Origin of the sequence: Endobacterium cereale (assembly GCF_009617585.1) — a bacterium.
In the GTDB taxonomy this organism is placed as follows: domain Bacteria; phylum Pseudomonadota; class Alphaproteobacteria; order Rhizobiales; family Rhizobiaceae; genus Neorhizobium; species Neorhizobium cereale.
The window spans coordinates 1-16,018 of record NZ_WIXI01000051.1 but is presented as its reverse complement, the minus strand read 5'-3'; the positions used below and the strand labels follow the sequence as shown (position 1 = coordinate 16,018).

Sequence of the window (16,018 nt, the reverse complement as noted above, 5' to 3'; positions counted from 1 at the left end):
TCCAGAATATTGCGCCTGCTGATTGGCAAACGCATTACCACTTGTAGGACAAAGTTGCCGAAACCGTCATCGGTTCTCCGAAACGGCAGCCATCCAGCGAAACGCAGGTATAATACTTGCGATCGAAGAGGTTGCGGGCATTGACCTTGAAATCCAGGCCTTCGAGATCCGCATTGAGCTTGCCGAGATCGACGCTGGCCATGGCGTCGAACAGGACATAGCTCGGACCGTCGATCACGCTGTCGGTCAGGTTTGTCTTGCCGATATAACGCATGCCGCCACCAAGGCGTACGCCTTCTAGGCCAAGGTCGTCGAGGCCATAATCGGCCCAGATCGAAAAGCTGTGGCGCGGCACCAGCGCGACCTGCTCACCGATTTCCGCGGCTTTTGCGCTTGCCGTGATTTCGGCATCGGTGAACGTGTAGGCCGCAACGAGGCCCCAGTTGCCGATATCGCCGCGCGCTTCCAGTTCGAGACCACGGGAATGCACTTCTCCAAGCTGATAGGCGTTGCCGCTCGAGTTGTAGGAGACGACGTTTTTCTGATTGAGATCGTAAACGGCGGCGCTGAACTGGAGGTTGGTGCCGAGCGGCTGATACCGGATGCCGGTTTCGTATTGCAGGCCTTCGTTCGGCTTGAGGGCATTGCCGGTCAGGAAATCGGAGCCGACCTGCGGCAGGAACGACTGGCTGACGCTGACATAAGGCGCAACGCCGTTGTCGAAGAGATAGACGAGGCCAGCGCGTCCGGTGAAGGCGTTGTCACGCTGGTTGGTCACGACGCCGGTCTGGTAGCTCTTGGTGCTGCCGTCGGCCCAGTCGTGACGTCCGCCGAGCAGCAGGATCCAGTGATCGTCGAATTTTATCTGGTCCTGTAGGTAGATGCCATACTGATCGCCAATGCTGTCCGAGCCGCGATCGACGGCATAACTGACATTGGGACCGCTGCTGTTGACGCCGGTATTGAGGTTCAGCTGGCTGGCGGTGCCGCGGTAGCGGTGGCTGTCATAAGAGCGGCGGTAAAAATCGAAGCCGCCAAGCAGCGTATGCTCGGCCCCGAAGGCATCGAACGTATATTCGAGCGAATTGTCGGATGTGATGCCGTAGGATGTCTCGGGTCGCTCCGATGCCAGACGTGTCATCACGCCGCCAGCGCTGATCGGTGCTACGTTCGGCATCATGTAGTTCCACTGGATATCGGCGTGGAAATAGCGCGCGGAACTGCGCAGCTTCAGGCCGTCATCGAACTCATGTTCGAACATGCCGCCGATGGTATAGATGTCGGATTTGTAGGTGTCGAAATTGTCGATACCCGTAAACGTGTCACGAGACAGTTTGCCCGATGTGATATCCGAAAGAAGGTAAGGCGGCGCGAAACCGGTATCGACATGCTGATAGCTGCCGAGCAGCGTCAGCGACGTCGTTTCGTCCGGCTTCCATGTCAGGGCAGGCGCGATATAGGCCTTGTTGTCGGACGTATTGTCGACCCAGTTGTCGGCATCGCGGTAAAGGCCGGTGAGGCGATAGGACAGCACGCCATCCGCATCGACCGGACCACCGAAATCAGCTGAAATCTGTTTTCTGTTATAGCTGCCGTATTCGAGGTTCATCTCGTGCAGCGGTGTTGTCGTCGGGCGCTTGGAAATGGCGTTGACGATACCGCCCGGTGCGACCTGACCGTAGAGGACGGAAGACGCCCCACGCAGAACCTCCACGCGTTCCAGCCCGTAAGGCTCCTGGCCGCCGTCATAAACGCTCGACTGGAATTTCATGCCGTCGCGCAGCGTGCCTGTATTGCCGCTGGCGGTGTTGAAGCCGCGGATCATGAAATCGTCGACCATACGGCTGAACCCGCCGGACTGGGTGGCGATGCCCGGTGTGTAAGCCAGTGTCTCGGACAGCGAGGTCGCGCGCTGGTTGGCGATCTGGTCTGCCGTCACGACGCTGATCGACTGCGGCGTTTCGATGATCGGGGTGTCGGTCTTTGCGCCGGAAGAAGAGCTGTCGGCGCGATAACCTTCGACGCGGTCGAAGGCGCCGCCGGTGCCAGCAACGACGATGGTGTTGAGGACTGTTGCTCCTGTGTTGTCAGCAGGGCCGGCTGCGGCATCGGCGGCAAGGATGGTGACCGCGCCGCTGCCGGTAAAGCTGTATCTCAGACCTGAACTTGCAAGCAGTGTCGAGAGCGCTTGTTGTGGTGTCAATTGACCTTTCACGGATGGTGCTGCGGCATTGGCGGCAATGGCCGTCCTGTAGGCGACCTGCACGCCGGATTGCTGCGAAAACTGTCGCAGCGCCCGCGATAGCGAAGTCGATGGAATGTCGAAACCGAAGGTCTGGCTCATCTGCGCCATCGTCGGCGTGCTGATGCCGACCGTTGCCACGCCTGCGACGCAGATCGCCACACCCGCCATCAGCATTCGCAGCACCGTAGCGCCCGAGGCCTGATGCCGCCTGCCGTTTTGATAGTCCCTCATTCCGTCGCCCCTACGCACTGATAATCATTCCGACACCGGCCTTTCTGGCCGTGTTTGAAATGTTGACGATTGGCGGAAGGATTCACCTAAAGAGGTTTGCGGAATTATTTTCGATTTCAGGCAAGAATGACCGCGATGCCGGGAATGCGTCGGACAGACAGTGCTTGCGTCTTGGCAAGAGACTGCAACGCAGCGAGAGGCTGGGCGGTGGAAAATATGCCGCTGACGGCAAGCTCGCGATCGATGCCCGGCCGCAGGATGACCGGTTCGGCAACATAACGACCGATGTCGGAAATGGCGGCGGCAAAAGACTTGCCTTCGAAGATGATCTTTCCCTGCCGCCAGGCGAGGAGCATCTCCAGGTCGGCAGTGCGGGGCTGGCCGGGATTCGCGCCAGCCAGATACATTGTTTGCTGTGACGGTGCGAGATCGACGCGGGGCCTGTGTGACAAGGCGGTTTCGTCCGGCGCAAGCGGGCTGTAGACGGCCGCATGTCCGGCAACAACGGCAACGGTCGTCAGGTCGTCGGCATTGCCGATCGTTAGGTGCCCATCCTGCATGTCCGTGTTGCCGCCACCGGTGGCAATGCGAAACGGGCTGCCATCGGCGGCAGGTGGAATGCGGAACTCCGCTTCGCCGCGCAGGAGATGGACGAGGCGCAGGCCCACCCGGAAGTCGACCTTGAGGGCCCCGCCGGTATTCACAGCCGCAATCGTGCCGTCCGGCAGTGGCACCTCGCGCTGGCTTCCGGCGGGCACGATAAAGTCGGCCTGCCACCAGAGTGAGACGCGCGGAGCGGCGACAAAGCCTGCCGACGCAGCGGCAAGGGCCACGCCGCCGCCAATCAGGGAGCGGCGCGTCAGGCTGGAAGTCTGCATTCGTGCGACATTTCCGGCCGGCTGCACCAGACGGTCGAGCTGGTTCCAGAACCGTCGCTCGTGCTCGAACGCAGTGCGATGTTCGGGGCGACAGTCCCGCCAAAGCCTGAACTGTTCAAGCTCGGCAGCGCTGAGCGATCCGGACGTCAGGCGCACGAGCCAGTCACGCGCATCAAGTGCAGCGCGATGGTTCTCCGGTCGATCGTGGTCGGTGTCGCTCATGCTCTTATATCGAAGCGTTTTCGTAAAAGGGATTGAATGTCGACGGTCTTATCACACAGGCGTCAAAGGTCGATCCGCCGAAACGGTTTCACGCATCCATCTCGCGGCGCAAATAGGCCAGACGTTCGAGAACGCGGCGGATGTGATAATAGACGGCTTCCTCGGTGATGTCCTCAAGCTCGGCTATCCGCTTATGGCTGAGGCCATCCATCCGGTTCATCAAAAATATCCGGCGCGAGCGCTCCGGCATTGCTTCAAGAGTTTCGGTCACCGCGTCGAGTGTCTGCCTGGCCATGTAGGCGCGTTCAGGGGAACGGTCTTCGATGTCCTCGCGCAAGATATCCTGAACTTCGGCATCGATTTCGCGACGGCGCTTTTCGCGGCGCAAATGGTCGATCGTCGTATTGGAAACGGTCCGGTGAATATATCCGGCAATATTTTCGATGCGATGTTCCGGCATCGCGGTCTGCACCTTGATCCACGCATCCTGGATAAGATCTTCCGCCGACGACTGATTGATCCGCCGCTGACGCGCTGTTGCGATCAACTGGGGTTTCAGATGCACGAAGGAGTTCAGCAGTCGGGCGATTTTAGTCGTCATCGGGATTGAGCCGGCCATTCTCGTCGTTCGCGAAAGTCGCCAACATACGTAGGAGATCGCTAAAGCACGGCGCGGCGCCTTTCTAGGCCGGACCCTGGATTTAATTTGAGTGCAATTGTCTTCTTTTGTGGCAGTTGTAAACCTGCATCAGTGATCACTGCGCGTTCCCAGGCTCATAGAGGCGTTTGCGGAACGGTCGACGAGTAAATCCGCAGGGCGTTGGTTCACACCATCTCAAGAGCCGTCGCCATCGCGTAGTCGTCGTTGCCCCCGTCAGGCTTGGTATCGAATGACGAACTCGCAAGGATCGGCCCGAACGGATCAATCCATTCGGTTGATCCGGCGGCCAGATTTTTTGGAAGCTTCGCCAAATGCGGCTGCGATCTTGATCATGAACGCCCTGCTAAAACGACCAAGGACCTTTTCGTCGGGCTCAACGTACCAGGAGCGTTCGGCGACATCGTAATTATATTCATCGACCATCACTCAACAGCGCTTCAGATCGCTCAGGCCGGCTCGACGCGCTTCCGTATCCGGAATTTCCAAGGCGGCGCGGTCGGACTTTGGCGGTTGCGTCCTTCTGTCTCGCCATGCTCATCTTGCCAGCCCCATAGATACGGATAGGAAATGATTTGGCTGGGAAGGAACTCACGGCTCATCGCCATACCCTTCACCACGCGCCAGTCGATCTATTTCCTAACTAAACAGCTCTCTATGCTTATCTGGCATGTTCGAGGCAAGATGAGCCTTGCGAGGATCGCCACCGGTGCAAAGGCGCTGATAATACTCGTAGCTCATCAACACGAAGCGTGGTTTCCTGTGCTTGATGAGAACCACTGGCTCGCGGCTCGCCGCATCTGTGACATCGCCGACCTGTTTGTTGAGGTCACCCGTCGTGTAGTGGCGCATAGACAATCTCCGAACTGGATCTCCAGAATATCTGGATTTCCAGATATTTAAGATATTTGCGCTGCTGCTATGCGGACATTGTCGATTACTGCGGGAGCTACCTGCACAATATTCAACGCCCGCCTTGGCGCATGATGTCGAATATGCGGATCAATTATATATCTGGGACGGTTGCTGCCTCATCCCGCGCCCGCCGCCGCGCACTGGCGTTGAAGCGGCCCCAGGGCCTGCGAAATTGCCGGGTCGACGTGAAGCCGGCGCGCTTGGCGACGACGTCGATAAAAGCTGGGTGCCCTTGATGAGGTCCCCTTGCCAGCGCGACGCGCAGGCGGTTCACATAAGTGTGACGCTGGTGCCGGTGTGATCGCTGAAAAGCCGGGAGAGGTTGCGCGGGCTGGTGGCCGCGACATCCGCCAGCGTCTGCACCGACCAGCCGCGAGCCGGATCAGCCGCGATGGCATGCTGCGCGCGGTGGACTGCGGGATGGATATGGTTGCGTCCTTCCAGCCAGGGTGCCAATTGTGCGTCTGCACCGGTTCTCCGGAGGTAGACAACGAGATTGCGGGCGACGGCAGTCGCGGCTCCGTGGCCGATTTCCTTTGCGATGATCGCCAGCATGAGGTCGATGCCGGCCGTCACGCCGGCGCTGGTCAATCTTTCTCCGTCCTCGACGAAAAGGCGATTGGCGCGGACCCGTGCCGTTGGCACGAATCTGGCCAGTTGATCGAGTGTCGAATGGTGGGTTGTGCATTCGTGGCTTTCCAGCAGGCGCAGCAAGCGCCGCGAGCAACGCACCGGAACAGACGGTGACGAGCCGAATGCCCGGCCGGATCGCGCGCGCCAGCCACCGGTGATCTCAGCCTCATCAACGGCATCGCCCTTGCGATCGTCGCGACCGGTCATCATGAGGTCGACGGCGCCGGAGACGACCATAGTGGGCCCGTCGGGAAGTTCCATCGGAAGTGGTTCAATATCCGCCAGCCTGAGCCCGATGGAGGTTTCCATGGCGGGCGAGACCCCGATATAGGTCACGGTGAAGCGGGTGTCGGACTGGACCAGGTTGGCATTGCGCATCACTTCCATCGGTCCGGCGATATCGAGAAGCAGCGCCCGGGGCGGAACCAGGACAAAAAACGGTATGACCTGCCCGCCCTCGGCTGCAATCATGCGGCTACGTCCTTATGCTCGCCCGCAAGTGCCTCTTCGACCGTCGCGATACGGGCGAAGCGGCCCGCAAGGCGTGGCGCGTGGTCGTCTCGCAGCATTGTTCTGTGCGGATGCCCGAGATGATGATCCTGCGAATGCCGTGTTCCGTCAGCCACACGTCAAGACCGTTGCCGACAAGTGCGCTGTGCCGGGTCTTTTGGAAGGTGATATTCGCCTCGAGTTTGAGAGGTGCAATGGTCCGCACATGGCCCGACGCCTCACTAAAGGGGCCGCACGGATCTACATGGAATATCTGGACGACGGGGATGCCGGCCGTTTTCGCGCCATCGATCAGCGCCTGTTGGCGTGCAATGTAGGGGAGAAACTCATCCTCGCGAAAATAGGAGCGCTGGCGGAACGATTCTTGGGCGTCGATGACGAAGAGGGCTGTGTCTTGATGCATGACGGTTCTCCGGATGCGATGCCTCGATCATATGGCTTGCGTCATGCACCGACAGGCAGCAACGGGACTTATAGCGGACAATTCACGCCAAGGCGCTCATCACCGTCATCTTTTCTCTCTATCTTGGATAAAATGGGCAGCGTCACGGTAAATTTCAGCGGGTCGGCGGTTCTGATCCCATCAAGGCGAAACACTTGAAAGCCGTCTTAGCCGTTGCAGTGCAGAAAGCGCTGTATGGCGCGCTAGTCGAGGCGTGATCACTTTTTGTTCGTAGGGTAAATTCTACAATTTGAAAGTGTGTTTGATGGCCTATGATGGGGCAACGAGGTACCCCTTAAGGCGTAGATTTTTAGAGTTGTTCGTGAGGCGTTAAAAGTAATGGCAAGTCTCCAAAGCCGCATTCCGAATGCCGTCTCTCTTCCGATCGCAGTGAGTCGCCCCGAAGCAGCTGCTTTGCTAGACATATCAGCGTCGACATTTGACGAATGGGTGAGGCGAGGATGGATGCCGCGAGGGATCAAGATTGGCGCCTTACGCCGGTGGGACACCGGAGATGTTTTATCGTCTTGGCGCAAACTCGTTGAATTACATCGCAATGTCGAAGAGGATGACGATTGTGAAAACCCGTTTGACCACGCGGTTGGCTGAGCGTCGTGTCCCTTTTAGGTACTGCTCTGTTGATGTGGATCGACGGGGAAACGAGCGCTTCTATATTCGTATCCCTGGCCTTCCGAAATATCGGATGAAATCTCCGTATCGCGACAAGAATGGCAGTGTGACGCAGGAGTTCACGGCCGAGTACCATCGCGTAATGTCAGGGGATCGCGGCCGCAAAGATGAGCCTCTGATAGCGCGTATTGAGCCTGGTTCTGTCTTATGGCTAGTGGAAAATTACTACCGCTCAAAAGCGTTTCAAAGCCATTCGCCGGCGACGAAAAAAGATAAGAAGAGCGTACTCAAGCGATACTGCAACAACGTCGGCAAATTGCCCTTCAAGACAATTCGGAAATCCGATATCGAAGCGAGCCAGATGAAGCGGGGCGAGACGCCCGGCGCAGCTGACAAATTGGTTAAATATCTGCGAGCCTTATTCAATTGGGCGATTGCGGCGGAGCTTGCGACATTCAATCCATGCGCTGGTGTCACTAAAATCCACACATCATCTGGTTTCCATAGTTGGAGTGAAGCGGAGGTTGAGCGTTTTCGCGAGTTTTACCCTCTAGGCTCCATGGCCCGTCTTGCAATGGAGTTAATGCTCAATTTAGGGGTAAGACGTTCTGATCTCGTAAGGCTGGGTTTGAAAAATCTGGTCAACAATCGGATTGAGTTCGCACCGCAAAAGGGAGCCGCTCGCCGCGCGCTCTGGTTAAGCCTGCCCGTGACGGAGGAGTTGCGAGAGGCCTTGGACACAATCGATCATCAGAAATCGACATTTCTGATCACGGAGTATGGAAAAGCTTTTAGTTCGAACGGTTTTGGCAACAAAATGCGCCAGTGGTGCAATGATGCGAAACTGCCGGAATGCTCGTCGCACGGACTACGAAAGGCTTCTGCAACCATTCTTGCTGAAGCGGGGGCGACCGAGCATCAGTTGATGGCTATCTTTGGTTGGTCCGATTCGAAGATGGCTCAACATTATACCAAGTCCGCCCAGTCCAAGCGCATCATCGATGCCGGTTTTGAACGTCGCAAGAAATACGTGTCCCGCAAAATTGTCCCACTTTTACCAAGCCAAAATCTTGATGAGGCAAATCGAGGAAAAAATGATGGAAATTCAATGCCTACGGATAGGATTGGTAGACCCGGAGGGACTCGAACCCCCAACCAAGCGGTTATGAGCCGCCGGCTCTAACCATTGAGCTACGGGTCCAGCCGTAAGAGACGGCTCGCGGTGGCGCAATGGTTCGCCTTCCGCGAAAAACGCTCTAACTTAATTTCCCTGACCTCACAAGCCGTTGCCGCAATAGGTTCACAATCGATCGTCACTGAGTTGTGGCCGAAGTTTTTTTATTCAGACAAGGACCGTTTCCATGCGCCGAACCAATCATCGCTCCGCCACCGGCCCTCTTTCCGCCCTCATCGTTGCCACGCTCGTTGCCCTGCCGCTTGCCGCCACCTCTGCGTCGGCGCAGGAGCGCCCGGCGCGCGAACCGGTCATTCGTGTGACCGGCACCGGCGAAGCGTCCGTTGCGCCCGACATGGCGATCATCAATTTGACCGTGGCGCGCAATGCCGAGACCGCCGAAAAGGCGTTTGCCGATAACAATACGGCCATGAGCCAGGTTCTGGCCGCCCTGAAGACGGCCGGTATTGCCGAGAAGGATCTGCAGACCAGCAATTTTTCTATCAATCCGCAATACCAGCAGAACTACATGAATTCCGGCAGTGCGCCGCCCAAGATCGTCGGTTACGAAGTGCAGAACGGCATCACCGTCAAGATTCGCGATTTGAAGGGGCTGGGCGGCATTATCGACCAGTCGGTGAAGCTCGGCGTCAATCAGGGCGGCCAGATCACTTTTACCAATGACGATCCGTCTGCTGCCCGCACCGAAGCGCGCAAGAAGGCTGTTGCCGAAGCGACAGAAAAAGCCCGCACGCTTGCCGAAGCTGCCGGTGTGAAAGTCGGCAAGGTGGTCGATATCAGCGAGGGTGAAGATCGTTTCATGCCGCCGTCGCCGATGCCACGCATGGCGGCGATGAAGGCCGAATCCGACAGCTTTGCAGTGGCAGCCGGCGAAAATACCTATTCGATCTCCGTGACCATGACGCTGGCAATCGACCAGAACTGATTTTTTCATCGAACGGGCCGTATCACGGCCCGTTCGGCCCACGCTTGGCGTGGCGCGTCGATGCAAGCCGCTTATCCCTTTGCTTTGGCGGTGTTTTCGGATTTCCAATCCCTGCTTTGCGTGGGTTGCCCTGTCCGTCGTATACTCACGTTAACGCTTTACTTTAAATCTAACTCTACCGAATGCAGCCTTGGATTGCATGTAGTCTCGCGCATGTGGGGAACACATCGGGGGCTTTTGACATGCAGGATATCGAAAGCGTGGTGGCCGGGTTGAAGAAGGTCCGGGATGAGATTTGCGATATCGACGAGCGCAGTATCGTCGCTCATCTGGTGGGGCTTGCTCTGCATGAAGCGCTGCTGATGGCATGGGATTCCGTGCGGCGCGATCCCGATGAAAAGCGGCGCGCGGCACGTTTCTTCCGGCTTTATGCGATCATGCCGAAGGATTGAGTTTTCTCTGTTGTCGTAAAACTGTCGCGCAATCTTCATAAACCTCGCGCGCCTCGAGGCAACGGACGGAGCGGACAAGCGATGGCTACATTGGAAGACGTCGCGAAACGCGCGGGCTGCTCGGTGGCAACGGCCAGCCGCGTCCTGACCGACAAAGGGGCCGTCAGCGACAGCGCCCGGCGGCGGGTCGCCAAGGCGGCGGCCGAACTTGGGTATCGCGCCTCGGTCATGGCTGCGGGCAGGGCGGGGCGGCGGCCGGTGATCGGCCTGCTGATCCCCAGTATTACCAATCCAGTTTTTGCGACTTCCGTTTCCATCATCCAGAACCGCATGCTGGTGGCGGGGCATGGTGTGCTGATCGCGCAATCGAATTACGACCCGGCGCAGGAGGCGAATGCCATTGCGGCGCTACTGAACGAACGGCCGACGGGGCTGATCCTGACGTTGTGCGATGCCGCGCGTTATAAGCCGCCGATTGCCGACATGCCGCCGACCGTGCTGATGCACAATCGTCCGACAGCTGATTTTACGGCGGCCGTCACCACCGACAATTTTGCGGCGAGCCGGATGATTACAAGGCACATGATTGCGCATGGCCACAGCCGCATTCTGTTCGTGTCGGGCAGTTTTGCGGCCTCCGACCGGGCGCGTCATCGGTATGAGGGGCATGTCGAGGCGATGAAACAGGCGGGGCTGGAACCGATCCCGGCAGTCGAGATCGGTTTTACCGAATATGACCGGCTTGATCTCGGCGAGGCTTTGCGGCTGACGCGACCGACGGCGATCATCGGTTCCAACGACATTCTGGCGCTGGGCGTCATCGGTGCCTTGAAGCGTGAGGGGCTTTCGGTGCCGGGCGATGTGTCGGTGGCGGGGTTCGATGGTATTTCGATTGGCCGACTGATCGATCCGGTTTTGACGACGATCGAGATGCCGGATGTCAGCATGGGGGCGGCAGCCGCCTCGTTGCTGCTCGACATTGCCGAAAACGATGCGCCGGCGCGGCATCTCGATGTGCCGTTCACGATGCGGGCGGGCGGTACGGTTCGGGCGATCTGACTTTTCAAAACAAAACCGCCGCACAGTTTCCTGCGCGGCGGCTTTTCATCACGGTGCCGGCCTTTTAGCTGCGTGGCAGCAGGCGCTTCACTTCCTTGGCGGCATCGTCAAGTGCTTCTTCCGGCTTGGCAGACTGGTCAACGACGCGCGAAGAGTTGTCGACGATGGTCTGGGTGACGCGAACACCGTTGGAACCCGGGAAAGCGTACCACGGGATCATGCGCGGCATCTGCTTGAGACCAGCCTGGAACAGCGGGTTCTTGGCGTAGAAGTCACCCAGATATTCCGGCGACTTTGCAGCCAGTTCGTTGTTCGGCACGTAGCCGGTGCCCGGTACGACAACCGAGGCGCCGTAAGGGCCGGCTGCGAACTTGGCGAACTTCCAGGCGGCGTCCTGCTTGGCTTCGTCCTTGGTCAGGATGACGACGGCGTTGCCGCCGGTCGGCAGCTTGCCGTTGACCGGGTCGAGAAGCGGGATCTCGGCGGTGCGCAGGTCGAACTTGCCGCCAACGTTCTTGATGGTGTTGGCAAGGGCACCGGTGGTCTGGAAGGCAAAGCCGACCTTGCCGGCAACGAAGGCCTGCTCACCGGCAGCCTTGGTGAAGACCGGCATGCCGGCTTCCTTGACGAGGCGCGACAGCACGTTGAAAGCCTTCTGGCCTTCCGGACCGTTGAACGCGACCTTGCTTTCGTCTTCCGACAGCATGGAGCCGCCAGCGCCGAACAGCAGCGCGGAGAACATCCAGTCGTCACCCTGCCAGCGGAAATCGACCGAGTCGACGCCGTTGCCGAGCGCCTTGATCTTTGCACCGAGAGCGATCACTTCGTCCCATGTCTTCGGCGGCTGGTCAGGGTTGCCACCGGCAGCCTTCACCAGATCGGCGTTGTAGTACATGATCGGGTTGGACGTTGCGAAAGCGAGGCCGACCTGCTTGCCGTTGACCTGTGCGAGCTTCAGGATCGTGTCCGAAAAGCCCTGTTCGGCCATCGAAGCCTTGTCCTTGGCCATGAACGGCGCGAGATCGACCGGGATCGAACGCTCGTCGGCCATGCGCAGACGGTTGAGGCCGATGAAGGTCAGGTCCGGCATTTCGGACGTGCCGGCCTGGCGCATGATCGTCTGGATGCCTTCCTCATAGGTCGGCGACGGGTTGGCGAACTCGATCTTGATGTCCGGGTTTTCTTCCATGAACTTCTTGGACACCTTGTCCATGACGTCCTTGAAGAAGCCCGGCATCGGGTAATGCACGGTCAGGGTGGTTTCGGCATGCGCCGGGAAAGCGGCTGCCATGGTGATGGCGGCGGCCGAGAGAAGTTTTGCAAAATGCTTCACTGCATTTCTCCTTGGGAGGATAGGCGGGAGGATGGGAGGTAGTGGGGCGACCGGTTGTTCGGGCTATCCCTTCAGACCGGTCATGGTGATGCCCTCGACGAAGCGTTTTTGTGCGAGAAGAAATGCCGCAACGAGGGGAAGGGTGATGATCAAAGTGGCGGCCATCAGCGCGCCGTAGTCGTCGCCGGCTTCGGCTGCCCGGAAGAACAGAAGACCGAGCGGCGGGGTGGCATAGGCCTGATTGGAAACGACGATCAGCGGCCAGTAGAGGTCGTTCCAGTGGGCAACCACTGAAAAGATCGCAAAGGCCGTGATGGCCGGCCAGGCATTGGGAACGATGACCCGCATGACGATGCCGAGTTCCGACATGCCGTCCAGACGGGCGGCGTGGATGAGATCATCCGGCATGGCGCGAAAAAACTGCAGGAACAGGAAGATCGCGAAAACCGAGATCGAGAACGGGGCGACGAGTGCCGTGTAGCTGTTTAGCAGGGCGGCGCTGTCGAAGGCGACGTAAAGCGGCAGCGAGGTGGCGTGGATCGGCACCAGCAAGCCGAGCATGACCAGTGCCATCAGCAGGCGGGCAGCGCCGAATTTCAGCTTGGCCATGGCATAGGCGCAAGGGATGGCGATGACGACCTGAAAGACGAAGATCAGACCGCAGACCACGACACCGTTCCAGAGCAGTTGCCCCATCGAGACGCGGCCGAACGCCTTGGCAAAATTTTCGAGGTAGAAAAACTGCGTCGGGATGAGCGACAGTGACGAGGTGAAGATCTCGCTCTGGGCTTTGCCGGCTGTGGAGATCATGAAGATGTAGGGTGCAAGGAAGATCAGCGCACCGAGCGACAGGAGGGTGAGGCGGATGGCCCGGCCGAGGTTAAAGGTCTGGGTCATCAGTAGTGTACCTTCCTGTCGACGAGGCGGTATTGCGCGAACATCATCACCACCAGCACGGCGAGGAAAACCACTGTCATGGCCGAGGCGTAACCGACGCGCAGGTAGACAAAGCCTTCCTGATAGATGGTGAAAAGCAGGACTTCGGAAGCCTTGTTGGGGCCGCCTTCGGTGAGGGTTTTGACCGTTTCGAACACTTTTACCGCGTTGATGATGCTGATCGTGGTGACGAAGACCGTGGTGGGGCCGAGCATCGGCAGCGTGACGAGGAAGAACCGGTCGATCGGGGACTTTGCGCCATCGATTTCGGCGGCGGAATACAGATCGCGCGGGATGGCGGTGAGGCCGGCGAGGAAGAGGATCATGTTGAAGCCGACCGTCTGCCAGACGCCGATCATCGACAGGCTGTAGAGAACGGTGCCTGCGGAACCGAGCCAGTTGGGGCCGGGCAAGCCGACCATGGCCAGCATGCTGTTGACCGGGCCGATGGTGGGGTGCAGCAGGTATTGCCAGACCGTGGCCATGGCGACGAGCAGCGAGGCGACGGGGAGGAAATAGGCCGTGCGGAAGAAGGAGCGGCCCACGGTTTCACTTTCGATCAGCAGCGCGACGCCGAGGCCGAGCAGGATCGAGGCCGGAGCGACAATGGCCGTATAGATGGCCGTGTTCCACAAGGACTGGCGGAACGTGCGATCACCAAAAAGTTCGGCGTAGTTTTCGAAACCGACAAACTTGAAGGTGCTGTAACCCAGTTCGAAATCGGTAAAGCCGAGCGTGATGACGGCGATGACCGGCGCGACGATGAACAGCACGATCAGGATCATTGCCGGTGCGGCAAGCATCCACGCAACGCGGGCTTCGTGACGTTCACTGACGTTGACGATGGGACGGGGGACGATGGGCTTTGGCGCCTTCTGGCGCGGCACTTCGGCCGGAATGGAGATGGCGGTCATGTCAGCCATGCGCCCGCTCCAGCAGCGTCGTGAAGGTGAGATCGGCGCGCAGGCGGGCACCATCGGCACCGAACACCATCAGGCGTTCGCCCTGCGGAACAATCGTGACCGGCTTGCCGGCGACGAGGCCCCTGGCGTCGGACGGGGCGAGCTTGACAACCATGCTTTCGCCGATGGCGTCGAGCTTGGTGTAGACGATCACTTCCGAGCCCAAAAATTCGAGGCGCTCGATATGGGCTGGCAGGCCGGGTGTTCCCATGTCGGCAATCGATAGGAATTCCGAGCGGATGGCGACGGTGATGTCGGTGCCGGGGACGAGCCGCTCATGCGGCTGCAACCGCCATGTGCCGAGCGTGACGGCGCCATCGGCATCGACGCGGCTGGCAATGGTGTTGATGCGCGGCTGGCCGACGAATTTGGCGACTTCGATATGGGCCGGATCGTCATAGATGACTTCGGGTGCCGCGAGCTGCAGCAGGCTACCGGACATCATCACGGCAACGCGGTCGGCCATCGACAAAGCTTCGGCCTGATCGTGCGTGACATAAAGCGTCGGCACACCGGCGCGGCGGTGCAGATCGACGATTTCGCCGCGCGCATGGACGCGCAGGTTGGCGTCGAGGTTGGAGAGTGGCTCGTCCATCAGGAACAGGCCGGGCTGGCGCACCATGGCGCGGGCAAGCGCCACACGTTGACGCTGGCCGCCGGACATCTGGCCGGGTTTGCGGTCGAGCAGGTGGTCGATCTTCAGCGAGCGGGCCATGTCGGTGACCTGCCGCAGGATGTCCTTGCGGATTGCCTTCTGGCCCGGCAGCATCGAGCCGATCATCGGCAGGCGCTGCAAGCTCGTCAGGTTGCGCATGGCGAGCGGCACGGCGATGTTCTGGCCGGCGGTCAGGTGCGGGTAGAGCGCGTAGGACTGAAAGACCATGGCGACGTTGCGTTCGGCCGCGACCAGGCGCGTCAGGTCGCGGCCGCCGGCAACGATCTCACCGCTGTCGGCGCCTTCAAGACCGGCGACGATGCGCAGCAGCGTGCTCTTGCCGCAACCCGAGGGGCCGACCAGCGCGATGAACTCGCCGGCTTCCGCCTCCAGGCTGATGCCCTTCAAGATGTGATTGTCACCAAAGGACTTGGTGACATTGGTGATGGAAAGCGCGCTCATTCGGCGGCCTCGTTTGCTTCCGCCTTTTTGGCGCTCTGCGGATAAACTTCCTCGATGACGTCATCGATGACATGGGCGACCATGCCCGGAACGGCGACGATGGTGCTCTTGACCGTGTTCCCGAATTCGTGGACGACGGCGCCGACCAGACGCTTGCCCGGCATTTCGCGCTCCAGCGTATCGATGATGAAGGCAGCGGCCGGACCCCAGACGAGCGACGTGTTCTCATGCTTGCCTTCCCACGCCCAGTGCAGGTGGCCGCTGGCGAACAGCGCAACGTCGTGGACAGCGATCAGGTCATACATGCGGCCGCGCTGGGCCGGGCGCAGACCCCAGTAACCGGTGTCGCCTTCCTGCGGTTCATCGACGAACAGCGGCTTGTGCGAGAACATGGCAACGCGGCGGTCACCACGACCTTCCAGCACTTCCTTCAGCCAGACGAACTGGGCTTCTTCTTCCGCACCATCGCTATCATCACCCTGGCCGAACAGGAGAGCATTGAGGCCGATGAAACGCCAGTTGCCGTTGTCGGTATCAGCATCGTGGAACCAGTAGTCACGGCCGACCATGTCACGCCAGCGGTTGAGGCGTTCTTCGTTGACGGGCTGCGGCGAACCCGGCAGGTGGCCGACATCGTGATTGCCGGGAATGATCAGCATCGGCACCGACGTTTCG

At 59.4% G+C, this 16,018-nt stretch carries 12 protein-coding genes, 1 tRNA gene and 4 pseudogenes; 4 read left to right on the top strand and 13 right to left on the bottom strand.

Features of this window, described 5'->3' with window-relative positions; genetic code table 11:
- Nucleotides 1–34 precede the first annotated feature (34 nt).
- The 7 genes and pseudogenes from GAO09_RS26305 to GAO09_RS26275 all read right to left on the bottom strand — a co-directional run bounded on the left by GAO09_RS26305 (nucleotide 35) and on the right by GAO09_RS26275 (nucleotide 6,710).
- Nucleotides 35–2,476 (bottom strand): TonB-dependent siderophore receptor, encoded by a 2,442-nt coding sequence (locus GAO09_RS26305; RefSeq protein WP_153359446.1) that lies wholly within the window; start codon nucleotides 2,474–2,476, stop codon nucleotides 35–37.
- 116 nt (nucleotides 2,477–2,592) lie between these two features.
- A complete protein-coding gene (locus tag GAO09_RS26300; RefSeq protein ID WP_153359444.1) occupies nucleotides 2,593–3,576 on the bottom strand; it encodes a FecR family protein in 984 nt (327 codons plus the stop codon).
- Between the two features lie 88 nt (nucleotides 3,577–3,664).
- A complete protein-coding gene (locus GAO09_RS26295) occupies nucleotides 3,665–4,177 on the bottom strand; it encodes an RNA polymerase sigma factor (RefSeq protein WP_209018858.1) in 513 nt (170 codons plus the stop codon).
- A 321-nt stretch (nucleotides 4,178–4,498) separates the two neighbouring features.
- A pseudogene (locus tag GAO09_RS26290) lies at nucleotides 4,499–4,836 on the bottom strand (hypothetical protein).
- A gap of 37 nt (nucleotides 4,837–4,873) precedes the next feature.
- Complete coding sequence (locus GAO09_RS30180) at nucleotides 4,874–5,086, bottom strand: type II toxin-antitoxin system Phd/YefM family antitoxin (protein WP_153359440.1); 213 nt, start codon at nucleotides 5,084–5,086, stop codon at nucleotides 4,874–4,876.
- A gap of 154 nt (nucleotides 5,087–5,240) precedes the next feature.
- Nucleotides 5,241–6,253: pseudogene (locus GAO09_RS26280) on the bottom strand (GlxA family transcriptional regulator).
- A pseudogene (locus tag GAO09_RS26275) lies at nucleotides 6,250–6,710 on the bottom strand (isochorismatase family protein). The pseudogenes GAO09_RS26280 and GAO09_RS26275 overlap by 4 nt, the downstream one beginning before the upstream one ends.
- A gap of 538 nt (nucleotides 6,711–7,248) precedes the next feature.
- Here GAO09_RS26275 and GAO09_RS30620 point away from each other — a divergent pair.
- Nucleotides 7,249–8,289, top strand: a pseudogene (locus GAO09_RS30620) (tyrosine-type recombinase/integrase); the annotation flags it as partial.
- Between the two features lie 200 nt (nucleotides 8,290–8,489).
- On the opposite strand, the gene GAO09_RS26265 reads toward GAO09_RS30620, so the two are convergent.
- Nucleotides 8,490–8,565 (bottom strand) — tRNA-Ile (locus GAO09_RS26265).
- A gap of 160 nt (nucleotides 8,566–8,725) precedes the next feature.
- Here GAO09_RS26265 and GAO09_RS26260 point away from each other — a divergent pair.
- From GAO09_RS26260 to GAO09_RS26250, 3 genes are all read left to right on the top strand, one after another.
- Nucleotides 8,726–9,484: an SIMPL domain-containing protein gene (locus GAO09_RS26260; RefSeq protein WP_153359438.1), complete on the top strand. Its 759-nt coding sequence runs from the start codon at nucleotides 8,726–8,728 to the stop codon at nucleotides 9,482–9,484.
- A 242-nt stretch (nucleotides 9,485–9,726) separates the two neighbouring features.
- Nucleotides 9,727–9,936, top strand: coding sequence for a hypothetical protein (locus GAO09_RS26255; RefSeq protein ID WP_153359436.1), 210 nt, complete (start codon nucleotides 9,727–9,729; stop codon nucleotides 9,934–9,936).
- 81 nt (nucleotides 9,937–10,017) lie between these two features.
- Nucleotides 10,018–10,995: a substrate-binding domain-containing protein gene (locus GAO09_RS26250; protein WP_153359434.1), complete on the top strand. Its 978-nt coding sequence runs from the start codon at nucleotides 10,018–10,020 to the stop codon at nucleotides 10,993–10,995.
- 64 nt (nucleotides 10,996–11,059) lie between these two features.
- Here GAO09_RS26250 and GAO09_RS26245 read toward each other — a convergent pair whose 3' ends face one another.
- The 5 genes from GAO09_RS26245 to GAO09_RS26225 all read right to left on the bottom strand — a co-directional run.
- Nucleotides 11,060–12,328 (bottom strand): ABC transporter substrate-binding protein, encoded by a 1,269-nt coding sequence (locus GAO09_RS26245; protein ID WP_324184673.1) that lies wholly within the window; start codon nucleotides 12,326–12,328, stop codon nucleotides 11,060–11,062.
- A gap of 63 nt (nucleotides 12,329–12,391) precedes the next feature.
- On the bottom strand, nucleotides 12,392–13,225 hold the full coding sequence (locus GAO09_RS26240; RefSeq protein ID WP_153359432.1) for a carbohydrate ABC transporter permease: 834 nt from the start codon (nucleotides 13,223–13,225) through the stop codon (nucleotides 12,392–12,394).
- A complete protein-coding gene (locus GAO09_RS26235) occupies nucleotides 13,225–14,187 on the bottom strand; it encodes a carbohydrate ABC transporter permease (protein WP_235938515.1) in 963 nt (320 codons plus the stop codon). The genes GAO09_RS26240 and GAO09_RS26235 overlap by 1 nt, the downstream gene beginning before the upstream one ends.
- A complete protein-coding gene (locus GAO09_RS26230; RefSeq protein ID WP_153359430.1) occupies nucleotides 14,180–15,343 on the bottom strand; it encodes an ABC transporter ATP-binding protein in 1,164 nt (387 codons plus the stop codon). The genes GAO09_RS26235 and GAO09_RS26230 overlap by 8 nt, the downstream gene beginning before the upstream one ends.
- A partial coding sequence (locus GAO09_RS26225) for a metallophosphoesterase family protein (RefSeq protein ID WP_153359428.1) occupies nucleotides 15,340–16,018 on the bottom strand: 679 nt, incomplete at its 5' end. The genes GAO09_RS26225 and GAO09_RS26230, both read right to left, overlap by 4 nt.

What these genes read in the sequence shown, in the direction of transcription:
- GAO09_RS26305 (WP_153359446.1), bottom strand. Translation starts at nt 2,476, where the DNA reads ATGAGGGACTATCAAAACGGCAGGCGGCATCAGGCCTCGGGCGCTACG.
- GAO09_RS26300 (WP_153359444.1), bottom strand. Translation starts at nt 3,576, where the DNA reads ATGAGCGACACCGACCACGATCGACCGGAGAACCATCGCGCTGCACTT.
- GAO09_RS26295 (WP_209018858.1), bottom strand. Translation starts at nt 4,177, where the DNA reads ATGACGACTAAAATCGCCCGACTGCTGAACTCCTTCGTGCATCTGAAA.
- GAO09_RS30180 (WP_153359440.1), bottom strand. Translation starts at nt 5,086, where the DNA reads ATGCGCCACTACACGACGGGTGACCTCAACAAACAGGTCGGCGATGTC.
- GAO09_RS26260 (WP_153359438.1), top strand. Translation starts at nt 8,726, where the DNA reads ATGCGCCGAACCAATCATCGCTCCGCCACCGGCCCTCTTTCCGCCCTC.
- GAO09_RS26255 (WP_153359436.1), top strand. Translation starts at nt 9,727, where the DNA reads ATGCAGGATATCGAAAGCGTGGTGGCCGGGTTGAAGAAGGTCCGGGAT.
- GAO09_RS26250 (WP_153359434.1), top strand. Translation starts at nt 10,018, where the DNA reads ATGGCTACATTGGAAGACGTCGCGAAACGCGCGGGCTGCTCGGTGGCA.
- GAO09_RS26240 (WP_153359432.1), bottom strand. Translation starts at nt 13,225, where the DNA reads ATGACCCAGACCTTTAACCTCGGCCGGGCCATCCGCCTCACCCTCCTG.
- GAO09_RS26235 (WP_235938515.1), bottom strand. Translation starts at nt 14,187, where the DNA reads ATGGCTGACATGACCGCCATCTCCATTCCGGCCGAAGTGCCGCGCCAG.
- GAO09_RS26230 (WP_153359430.1), bottom strand. Translation starts at nt 15,343, where the DNA reads ATGAGCGCGCTTTCCATCACCAATGTCACCAAGTCCTTTGGTGACAAT.